The sequence below is a fragment of the Variovorax sp. 20P10.2.4 genome, from assembly GCF_058244205.1.
Window position 1 is genome coordinate 1 of record NZ_JBZAYE010000226.1, and the last position, 10516, is coordinate 10516.

General features: G+C 69.2%; 11 protein-coding genes. 4 read left to right on the forward strand and 7 right to left on the reverse strand.

The annotated features are described in order from the left end of the window. Window positions 1-180: 180 nt before the first annotated feature. The 3 genes from AC27VN_RS20700 to AC27VN_RS20710 form a co-directional block, all read right to left on the reverse strand. Complete coding sequence (locus AC27VN_RS20700) at window positions 181-1104, reverse strand: crotonase/enoyl-CoA hydratase family protein (RefSeq protein WP_490877716.1); 924 nt, start codon at window positions 1102-1104, stop codon at window positions 181-183. A gap of 116 nt (window positions 1105-1220) precedes the next feature. Continuing rightward, window positions 1221-2714: a HAMP domain-containing sensor histidine kinase gene (locus tag AC27VN_RS20705; protein ID WP_490877717.1), complete on the reverse strand. Its 1494-nt coding sequence runs from the start codon at window positions 2712-2714 to the stop codon at window positions 1221-1223. Beyond that, entirely contained in the window at window positions 2711-3442 is a 732-nt protein-coding gene (locus tag AC27VN_RS20710) for a response regulator transcription factor (RefSeq protein WP_093341507.1), read from the reverse strand. The genes AC27VN_RS20705 and AC27VN_RS20710 overlap by 4 nt, the downstream gene beginning before the upstream one ends. 97 nt (window positions 3443-3539) lie before the next feature. On the opposite strand from AC27VN_RS20710, the gene AC27VN_RS20715 reads away from it, so the two are divergent. The 4 genes from AC27VN_RS20715 (at window position 3540) to msrA (ending at window position 6430) form a co-directional block, all read left to right on the forward strand. Continuing rightward, a complete protein-coding gene (locus AC27VN_RS20715; protein ID WP_490877718.1) occupies window positions 3540-4172 on the forward strand; it encodes a cytochrome b/b6 domain-containing protein in 633 nt (210 codons plus the stop codon). Between the two features lie 301 nt (window positions 4173-4473). Beyond that, window positions 4474-5265: a molybdopterin-dependent oxidoreductase gene (locus AC27VN_RS20720; RefSeq protein WP_490877719.1), complete on the forward strand. Its 792-nt coding sequence runs from the start codon at window positions 4474-4476 to the stop codon at window positions 5263-5265. A gap of 105 nt (window positions 5266-5370) precedes the next feature. Then, window positions 5371-5622, forward strand: coding sequence for a pentapeptide MXKDX repeat protein (locus tag AC27VN_RS20725; RefSeq protein WP_093341501.1), 252 nt, complete (start codon window positions 5371-5373; stop codon window positions 5620-5622). A gap of 106 nt (window positions 5623-5728) precedes the next feature. Beyond that, entirely contained in the window at window positions 5729-6430 is a 702-nt protein-coding gene (gene msrA / locus AC27VN_RS20730; RefSeq protein WP_490877720.1) for a peptide-methionine (S)-S-oxide reductase MsrA, read from the forward strand. Between the two features lie 28 nt (window positions 6431-6458). Here msrA and AC27VN_RS20735 read toward each other — a convergent pair whose 3' ends face one another. The 4 genes from AC27VN_RS20735 to AC27VN_RS20750 all read right to left on the reverse strand — a co-directional run. Beyond that, window positions 6459-7754: an acetyl-CoA hydrolase/transferase family protein gene (locus tag AC27VN_RS20735; RefSeq protein WP_490877721.1), complete on the reverse strand. Its 1296-nt coding sequence runs from the start codon at window positions 7752-7754 to the stop codon at window positions 6459-6461. Window positions 7755-7802: 48 nt separating this feature from the next. Next, window positions 7803-8828 carry a class I fructose-bisphosphate aldolase gene (locus tag AC27VN_RS20740; RefSeq protein WP_490877722.1) on the reverse strand — a complete coding sequence of 342 codons (1026 nt, stop codon included), beginning with the start codon at window positions 8826-8828 and terminating at the stop codon, window positions 7803-7805. Between the two features lie 46 nt (window positions 8829-8874). Continuing rightward, complete coding sequence (locus AC27VN_RS20745; protein ID WP_490877723.1) at window positions 8875-10047, reverse strand: NAD(P)/FAD-dependent oxidoreductase; 1173 nt, start codon at window positions 10045-10047, stop codon at window positions 8875-8877. 28 nt (window positions 10048-10075) lie between these two features. Then, a partial coding sequence (locus tag AC27VN_RS20750) for a Rossmann-fold NAD(P)-binding domain-containing protein (protein ID WP_490877724.1) occupies window positions 10076-10516 on the reverse strand: 441 nt, incomplete at its 5' end.

Below are 10516 nucleotides of genomic sequence, written 5' to 3' on the forward strand. Positions count from 1 at the left end.
GCTGACCGCCAGGGCGATCCTGGCCAGGGAAAATGACTGCATGGGAGACCCTCTCTCTCGCTGTGTGGCTGGTACGGATTCGTCGCCACCCGCCGCGCGTTGTTATGGGTTCTTGGCGGGCGTCGGATCATTGCGAGGCCATGTGTCTGCGCCGTGACATGCACGGCCCCCGCGCCTCGCTCAGGAGCGCGCGGCCAGCTTCGCCTCGAGCGCGGCGATCAGCGCCCTCGCCTCGTCGCCCTCCGGGATGTCGCGCCCGCTGTCGCGCCACTGCACCGCGCTCTTGAAGCCCTCGGCCTCGGCCTGGCGGCGGAACCACATGCCCTCGGGGTTGTGGCGCGTGATGCCGTCGAACACGGTGGCGAACATCTGGCTCTGTTCCAGGCCCATGGAATGCCAGACCTGGTTGACCACCAGCTTGTGCATCATCAGGTGCGAGCGCGGCACGCCCGCGATGCGCAGCGCCAGCTTCAGCGTGGCGGCGTCGAGCTCGTCGGCCGGCACCGCGAAGTTGGCGAGGCCCCAGTCGGCCGCCTGCGCGCCGTCGATGGTGTCGCCGGTGAACATGAGCTGCTTGGCGCGCAGCGCGCCGAGCCGGTAGGTCCACATGGCCGTGGTCGGGCAGCCCCACACGCGCGTGGGCATGTAGCCGATGCGCGCGTCGTCGGCCATGGCCAGCAGGTCGCAGCACAGCGCGATGTCGCTGCCGCCGGCCACCGCGTAGCCATGCACCTTGGCGATGGTCGGCTTGGTGCAGCGCCACAGCGCCATGAAGTCGTCGGTGTTGCGCTTCATCGCGGCGTAGTCGAGCATCGGGTCCCAGGGCGTCTTCTCCTGCCGGCACGGATGCTCGCCCTGCCCCTCGCGCCCATGGCCCTCGGCATAGTCGCCGAGGTCGTAGCCGGCGCAGAAGGCGCGGCCCGCGCCCTCGACCACGATCACGTGCACCGCGTCCTCGGCCTGCGCCCACTCCACCGCATGGCGGATGTCGGTCGGCGTGGTCTCGGCGATGGCGTTGAGCTTCTCGGGGCGGTTGAGCACGAGGCGCGCGATGCGCGGATGCTGCGGGTCCTGGTCGATGACGACGGTGCGGAAGTCGGGCATGGGCGGTGTCTCCTGGGTGGATCGTCGGGCACAGGTCGACGTGCCTGCATCCCGCATCCGCTTGTAGCATCGGCCGCCGCGCGCGCAACCGGCGCTTGCACCGATGCGCCCCGTGCTCAGCCGCCCGAGAGCCGGAAGCGGAACACCGCGCCGCGTCCCGCCTGCGGCACCAGCCGGATGTCGCTGCCATGCAGCTGCAGGATGCGCTGCACGAACACCAGCCCCAGCCCGCCGCCGGCCGAGCCGTCGCTGCGCACGCTGCCGGTGAACGCCGGGCGTTTGAACAGGCCGGGCTGCAGCTCGCGCGGAATGCCGGGCCCGGTGTCGCTGACCTGCACCGTCACGCCCGTGCCCTCGTCGCCGGAGGCCGCCCGCAGCTGCACCACGATCTCGCCGCCAGCCGGCGTGTGGCGGATCGCGTTGTCGAGCAGGTTGGTCAGCACGCGCTCGATCATCCCGAGGTCGGCCGACACCACCGGCAGGCCCGGCGCGATGTCGGGGCGCAGCTTCTGCTGCCGCGACTCGGCCGCGAGCTCGAACTTCTGGAACACGTCCTGCACCAGGTCGGCCAGCGCGAAACTCTCCTTCTCAGGCTTGACCACGCCGTACTCGAGCCGCGCCAGCTCGAACAGCTCCTGCGCGAGCCGCCCCACCTTGCGGCTCTGGTCGAGCGCGATGTCGAGGTAGCGGCGGCGCTCCTCCTCGTCGAGCGTGCCGGCCTTCAGGCGCAGGGTCTCGAGGTAGCCGTGCAGCGAGGTCAGCGGCGTGCGCAGGTCGTGCGAGACGTTGGCGAACAGCTCGCGCCGCTGCTGGTCCTGCAAGGTGAGTTCGCGCCACTGCTCGGCGATGCGCCGCGTCATCTGCGCGAAGGCCTGCGCCAGCAAGGCGATCTCGCCGCCGCCGCGCGCGATGCGCTCCAGCGTCGGCGCCTGGCCCGCGATCGCATCGATGCCCTCGGTCTCGAAGCGCCGCACCGCGGCCGTGAGTTCGCGCAGCGGCCGCGTGATGAGCCAGAACGCAGCCGTGCCCGCGACCAGCCCGAGCAGCGCCACCAGCCCCATCGACCACAGCGTGGTGCGCAGCGCGTTGTCGGCCGCCACGTGGGCGGCGAGCGCATCGCGGTCCTCGCCCTGCAGCACGACGTAGACATAGCCGGCGTCGCGGCCGTCCATGCGCAGCGGCGCGGCGCTGAAGACCTTGGCGGTCTGCAGGTTGCGCGGATCGTCGCCGAGGATCGGCATCGGCGCGCCGGCCAGCAGGCGCCGCACGGGTGCGAGGTCGACGCGGTCGCGCTTGAGGTGCCCCTCGGGCGCGGCCTGGGCCTCGATGCGGCCGTCGAGCGCGAGCAGGTAGACCTCGACGCTGGGGTTGACGGCCATCAGCTGGTCGAACAGCCGCTTGACCGCGGCCGGGTCGAGACCGCCGGGGCGCATCAGCTCGGCGTTCTCGGCGATGTGCGCAGCCAGGCCGCCCGACAGGCGCTGGACCACCTCCTGCTCGTGGCGCCCGTTCGCGCGCACCTGCAACCAGGCCGAGGCGCCGCAGCACACCAGCAGCAGCAGCGCGAACACCAGCGACAGCCGGCGCGAGAGCGTGGCCCAGCCCATCATGCAGCGCCCTCGTCCTTGCCATCGGCCGTGGCCGAGAGCTTGTAGCCGCGGCCCCAGACGGTGAGGATGCGCCGCGGCGCGGCCGGGTCGGCCTCGACCTTGGTGCGCAGCCGGTTGATGTGGGTGTTGACGGTGTGCTCGTAGCCGTCATGCTGGTAGCCCCAGACCTGGTTGAGCAGGTCGAGCCGCGAGAACACCTTGCCCGGGTGGCGCGCGAAGAAATACAGCAGGTCGAACTCGCGCGGCGTGAGCTCGATGGGCTTGCCGTCCACGCGCACCTCGCGTGCGAGCGGCTCGATCTCGAGGTTGCCGAGCGCGAGGCTGCCCGACTCCAGCCGCGCATTGCGCGCCAGCGCATCGGTGCGGCGGATCAGCGCCTTCACGCGCGCCACCAGCTCGAGCACCGAGAAGGGCTTGGCCAGATAGTCGTCGGCACCGAGCTCGAGGCCGAGGATGCGGTGCACCTCGCTCGAGCGCGCGCTGATGATGATGATCGGGGTGTAGCGCGCCATGGCCCGTGCGCGGCGGCAGATCTCGAGCCCGTCGATGCCGGGCAGCATGAGGTCGAGCACCAGCGCATCCCACTGGCCGCGTTCCAGTTCGCGCAGGCCCGCATGCCCATCGGCCGCATGCACCACCGCATAGCCTTCGTCGCGCAGGTGCATGCGCAACAGTTCGGCGATATGGGCGTCGTCTTCGACCAGCAGCACGCGCTTGGGGGTGTCCATGGCGCCGATTGTCCCGCGATACGGATTCCCGAGTTATCACGATTCTTTGAACTTTGCGTGATGAATCGGCCAGGGGGTGGGCCCAAGAATCCGCTCCATGAACAGCACCGCCCTCGCCGCCCCGGACACCCGTCCCATCCATCCGCTGTGGATGCGCATCACGCACTGGCTCAACGCGCTCGCGGTGCTGGTGCTGGTGACGAGCGGCTGGCGCATCTACGACGCGGCGCCCTTCCTCCCGTTCCGCATCCCGACCGGGATCACGCTCGGCGGCTGGCTCGGCGGCGCGCTGCAATGGCACTTCGCGGCGATGTGGCTGCTGGTGTTCAACGGTTTCGTCTACCTGGCGTTCAACATCGCGAGCGGACGGCTGGCCACCAAGTTCTTTCCGGTCACGCCGGGCGGTGTATGGCACGACGCGCTGTCGGCGCTCAAGGGGCGGCTCTCACATGCCGATCCACGCCGCTACAACAACGTGCAGCGACTGGCCTACCTGTTCGTGATGCTCGACATCGTGGTGATCGTGCTGTCGGGGCTGGTGCTCTGGAAGTCGGTGCAGTTCGCTGTGTTGCGTGATTTGTTGGGTGGCTACGAGTTCGCGCGGCGCATTCACTTCTTCGGCATGGCCTCTTTGGTTGCCTTTGTCGTGCTTCACCTGGTGATGGTGGCGCTGGTTCCTCGGACCTTGCTTGCGATGGTTTGGGGCCGCTCTTCTCGGGGTCTGAAATGAACGCACTGGCCCTTGATGTGCTGCGTTCGGGGCGGGCTCACGCCGACGGGGTACTCCCCTCCGCGAATGTCCCCCGGCCTGCGGCCTCCTCCTTTATTTCGCTGCGGGGAGTACCCCATCGACGTGAGCTTGGACGCGGCGGTTGTTGCGCGGCCGGCACCACCGCAGTGCCTCCCGTGCACAGGGCAGCGGGTGCTTCCCGCAGCGAAATAAAGGAGGAGCCGAAGGCGGGGGACATTCGCGGAGGGAAGTACCCGCTGTCCTGTGCACGCGCCCCGACCCCAAACAACCAAAGCCAGACATGAGAATCTTCAAAGCCCCCAAGATGACCGGCGTCGACAGCGAAGCAGTGGTCCAGGAAGCCCAAGCATTGATCGCGAAGAAGGTGGAGCACCCCGCACGCCGCGCCTTCCTTCAACGCTCATTGACCCTGGGCAGCCTGTCACTGCTCACAGGCTGCAGCATCAGCGACGACAGCCACGTCGAAGCCGCGCTCTCGAAGATCTCGCGCATCAACGACAAGGTGCAGGGCCTGATCTTCAGCCCCACGCAACTCGCCGAGACCTATCCCGCCTCGATGATCACGCGGCCGTTTCCGTTCAATGCCTACTACGGCGAGGACGAGGTCCGCGAGGTCGACGGGGAAAGCTACCGGCTCGAGGTGACCGGCCTGGTCGCCGACAAGCGCCGCTGGACCCTGCCCGAACTGCGCGCCATGCCGCAGCACGAACAGATCACACGCCATATCTGCGTGGAGGGCTGGAGCGCCATCGGCCGCTGGGGCGGCGTGCGCTTCGCCGATTTTCTGCGCCATGTCGGCGCCGACACCACCGCACGCTACGTCGGCTTCAAGTGCGCCGACGACTACTACACCAGCATCGACATGGCCACGGCGCTGCATCCGCAGACCCTGCTGGCGCTCACCTACGACGGCGAGGTGCTGCCGCCGAAGTACGGCTTTCCGATGAAGCTGCGGATGCCGACCAAGCTTGGCTACAAGAACCCCAAGCATATCCAGGCGATGTTCGTCAGCAATACCTATTCAGGTGGCTACTGGGAAGACCAGGGCTACAACTGGTTCGGAGGGAGCTGAGTCGTCGCACGCGACGATTCGACTGCCGATGAAAGCGCGAGGCCGTGTTCCTCGATGAACCGCGCCTCTCTTGAAAAGTGAAACCTCAACCCGAAAGACTTCCCAATGAACAAGCTCAGCGCAACCCTGCTCGCCACCTGCCTGGCCTTTGCCGGCGCCTCCGCCTTTGCCGCCGACGAGATGGCCAAGGATGGCATGGCCAAGGACTCGATGTCCAAGGACGCCATGAAGAAGGATTCGATGGCGAAGGACTCCATGTCGAAAGACGGCATGAAGAAGGACTCGATGGCCAAAGACTCCATGTCCAAGGACGGCATGAAGAAGGATGCCATGGGCAAGGACGAGATGAAGAAGTAGGAAAAGGACGCCCGAACCGGACGCGGCATTGACGGCCGCCGGAATCGGCGGCAATGTCGCCTCCGGCGGCCGCGCCCGCGTGGCCACCTCCCCTCAAGGATCCTCCATGAAATCCCTCGCATTCACCGCCGCCACCCTCGCCGCCGCGGCCCTGGTCTGGCATGCCGTGCCCTCGTCGGCCGAGCCCGCGCGCCGCGTGCCCGCCCCCACCGCCGACCTCGTCGCGCCACCCGCCGCCAAGACCGAAACCGCCGTCTTCGCGGGCGGCTGCTTCTGGGGCGTGCAGGGCGTGTTCCAGCGCGTGCAGGGCGTGAGCAACGCCGTCTCGGGCTATGCGGGCGGCGATGCGAAGACCGCCAAATACGACGAGGTCGGCTCGGGCCGCACCGGCCATGCCGAATCGGTGCGCATCACCTACGACCCCAAGCAGATCAGCTACGGCAAGCTGCTGCAGATCTATTTCTCGGTCGCGCACGACCCGACCGAGCTCAACCGCCAGGGCCCCGACACCGGCACCCAGTACCGCTCCACCGTCTTCGCCGAGAACGCCGAGCAGGCACGCATCGCGAAGGCCTACATCGCGCAGCTGAACCAGGCCAAGACCTTCGGCAAGCCGCTCGCCACCATCATCGAGACGGGCAAACCCTTCTACGCCGCCGAGGACTACCACCAGGACTTCCTCACCAAGCACCCGGACCACGGCTACATCGTCGTCAACGACTGGCCGAAGATCGACGATCTGAAGAAGCTCTTTCCCGAGAGCTATCGCTCGGCGCCGGCGCTGGTGAGCGCGGCGAAGGCGAGCTGACGGCAGTCGGCCACGCGCCGCAACAGCGTTAGAGCAGCCTCAGCCGCCCCGCCTGCTCTTCCAGCTCCGCCCGGAACGCCGGATGCGCGATCGCGATCAGCTCGCGCGCGCGCTGCTTGGCCGACTTGCCGCGCAGTTGCGCCACGCCATGCTCGGTCACCACGTAGTCGATGTCGTTCTTGCTCGTGCTCACGTGCGTGCCGGGCGACAGCGAGGGCACGATGCGCGAGATGGTGTCGCCCTTGGCGGTCGAGGGCAGCACGATGAAGGCCTTGCCGCCGCGCGAACGGTTGGCCGCGCGCACGAAGTCCGACTGCCCGCCCGTGCCCGAGTACGGCGCGTGGCCCAGGCTCTCCGAACCGCACTGGCCCAGCAGGTCGATCTGCATGGTGGCGTTGATCGCGACCAGGTTGTCGTTGAGGCCGGCCAGCGCCGGGTCGTTGGTGAAGTTCACCGGATGCATCTCGAGCGCCGGATTGCGGTCCATGAAGCGGTAGAGCTTGCTCGAGCCCAGCGCGAAGGTCGCGATCGACTTGCCCGGCAGGTGGTTCTTGCGCCGGTTGGTCACGGCGCCGCTCTCCACCAGCGTGAGGATGCCGTCGCCGATCATCTCGGTGTGGATGCCGAGGTCGCGCTTGGCCGTGAGCTGCATCACCACCGCGTCGGGAATGCCGCCATAGCCGATCTGCAAGGTCGAGCCGTCGTCGATGCGCTCGGCCACGTACTTGCCGATGGCCTGCTGCACCGGACCGATCTTGGGCAGCCCCACCTCGAGCACCGGCGCCTCGCTCTCGACCAGCGCCGCCACCTGCGACACGTGCACATGGCAGGCGCCATGCGCGAAGGGCACGTTCGGGTTGACCTCGAGCACCACAGCGCGCGCCTTGGCCACGGCGGCCATCGTGTAGTCCGCGCCCAGGCTCAGCGCGAAGTAGCCGTGCGCGTCCATCGGCGAGGCCATGCTGAAGACCACGTCGGCCGGAATCTGGCCGCGCTCGATCTGCGCCGGGATCTCCGAGAAGTAGTTGGGCAGGAAATCGATCCAGCCCTCCTGCCCGCCCGCGCGCGTGGCGCCGCCGAAGAACAGCGCGACGTGGCGCACGTGCGCCACCGTCTCGGGATCGATGTAGGCGTACTTGCGCATCGCGAGGATCTGCGCGACCTTGACGTCGCGGAAATCGCGCCGCTGTTCCGACAGTGCCTCGAGCAGCGCGGGCGGCTCGCCCACGCCGGTGGGCACGATGATCATGTCGCCGTCGCGCACCTGGCGCACGGCATCGGCGGCGCTCGCGCGCTTGCGGCGGTACTGGTCCTGGAAGTCCATGAAGCGTCTCGTCTCTTTTTCTGAAGGGATGGGAAATGAGGGGGCGGCCTACAGCGGCGCGTCGTTGCGCGCATCGTAGGTGCCGCGCCGCGCGGCCCGGTTGCAGCGCGCGCGGAACACCAGTGCCTTCTGCGCCTCGGCCACGCGGGCCGGGTCGCCCTTCCAGAGCTCGAGCGCGGGCTGCTGCACCGCACGCGAGAACGAGAAGCTCAGCGCCCACGGCAGCCGCGCGCCGAAGCGGGCATTCATCGCATTGAGCCGCGCCGAGGCGAGCTGCGCCGACTGCCCGCCCGAAAGGAAGGCCACGCCCGGCACCGCCGCGGGCACGCTGCGCAGCAGGCAATGCACCGTGGCGTCGGCCACCGCGGCCACGTCGTCCTGCACGGCCGCGTTCTGCGCCGGCAGCACCATGTTCGGCTTGAGCAGCATGCCCTCGAGCAGCACGCCCTGCGCGCGCAGCTCGGCGAAGGTGCGGTGCAGCACTTCTTCCGTGACCTCGGCGCAGCGCGCGAGTGAATGGTCGCCGTCCATCAGCACCTCGGGCTCGACGATCGGCACCAGCCCGGCTTCCTGGCACAGCGCCGCATAGCGCGCGAGCGCATGGGCGTTGACGCGGATGCAGGCGCGGCTCGGCAGGTCCGCGCCGATCGCGATCACGCCGCGCCACTTGGCGAAGCGCGCGCCCAGGCCCGCGTACTCGGCCAGCCGTTCGCGCAGACCGTCGAGGCCCTCGGTCACGGTCTCGCCCGGATGGCCCGCGAGCGGCTTGGCGCCGGTGTCGACCTTGATGCCCGGCACGATGCCCGCGGCGGCCAGGGCCTGCGCGAAGGGCACGCCGGCGTTGGTGGTCTGGCGCAGCGTCTCGTCGAACAGGATCGCGCCGCCGATGCTGTCGGACAGCCCGGGCGCCGTGACGATCAGCTCGCGCCAGTCGCGCCGCGCCGCCTCGGTCTGCGGGATGCCGAGCGCGGCGAAGCGCTTGTTGCAGGTGGCGTTGCTCTCGTCCATCGCGAGCAGGCCCTTGTCGGCAGCCAGCAGCGCGGCGGCCGTGTCGGTCAATGTCTTGGCGGTCATGTCGGGACACCTTTCGGGGGCCATCCTACGCCCGCGAGGTTTGTCCCTAGATGACGTTGCGCTCCAAGAGCGGCGCGTTGCGCAGGATGCGCTCGAAGCCCACCGCCGACAGATCGAGGCTGCGGTAACCGCCGAAGCGGATCAGCTCGGCCACGCCGCGCCCCGCCGCCGGGCATTGCTGCAGGCCATGGCCCGAGAAGCCGTTGGCGAAATAGAGGTTGTCGCAGTCCGGGTGCAGGCCGAGGATGGCGTTGTGGTCGAACAGGTTCATCTCGTAGTAGCCGGCCCAGGCGCCGGTCATGCGGATGGCCTCGAAGGCCGGCACGCGTTCGGCCAGCGCGGGCCAGATGAAGCTGTCGAAGGCCTCGTACTCGACCTCGAGCGGCGCGTCGTCGGGATCCTGGTGCTCGGGCGGCGCGAAGCCGCAGATGAACTGGCGGCCCTCGGGGCGCAGCCAGATCCCCGAGGTGTCGATCACCAGCGGGCAGCCGGGCAAGACCTCGGGACACGAGAAGCTGAACACGCTGCGCCGACGGCCGCGCACCGGCAGGTCGATGCCGGCCCAGCGCGCCACCGTCGCGGCCCAGGCGCCGGCTGCGTTGACGACCACGTCGGCCGGCAGGGCCTGGCCGTCGGCGAGCACGACGCCGCGCACGAGGCGCCCTTCGCACTGCAGCCCGGTCGCCTGCGCCTGCACATAGCGCACGCCCTGCGACACGGCCTTCTTGCGGAAAGCCTGCAGCAGGCTGTAGCCGTCGTACCAGCCCTCGCCCGAGAGGCCCAGCGATCCCAGCGCGACGCCCTCGGTGTCGAGCCACGGAAAGCGCGCCCTCAACTCCTCGGGCTCGAGCAGCGCCACGTCGACCGCATGCGCTTTCTGCAGCGCATGGTTCTCGCGCAGCACGCCCTCGCCTGCCGCCGAGGCCAGGTAGAGGTAGCCGGGCTCGACCAGGCCGATGTCGGGTTCGTCGTCGCCCACGCGCAGCGTCTGGCCCAGGCCGCGGAAGAAGTCGATGCCGTAGCGCGACATCTCGATGTTGATGGCGGTCGAGAACTGCTGGCGGATCGAACTGGCCGACAGCGCCGAGGAGGCCTGGCTGTACGAGAAGTCGCGCTCGACCACCGTGACCTCGAAGGGCTCCTGCGCCGGATCGCGGGTCAGGAAATAGGCAATGGCCGAGCCGATGGCCCCGCCGCCGATGATCACCACACGCCGCATGGAATGCCTTTCGCTCCGCTCGTCATCGTCACCGTCCTTCGTCATGCGCCAGCCGCGCCGCCGCCAGATCCCACAGCGCATGGCCCACGGTCTTGACCAGCACCGGCGCGCCGGTCGCGGCGGGCACCGCATGGGCGAAGTCCTGCACGGCGCGCCAATCGACCTCCGCGCGGATCAGATCGCCGGCCTCGCGGCGCGCGCCCTCCAGCGTATCCACAAACACGCTGCCGCGGCGCACCAGCGCGGTGGGCACCTCGGCCATGTCGGCGCGGTAGGCGCCGATCGCGATCACGCAGGCATCGGGGCGCAGGTCCGGCGGCACCACGGGGTCGAGCGCATTGGTCGCGGCGATGACGAGGTCGGCCTCGCGCGCGGCGGCCTCCGGATCGGCAACCGCCTGCGCATCGACGCCGAGCGAGCGCATGTGCCGCGCGAGGTCCTCGGCATGGGCGGCAGTACGCGCATGGAT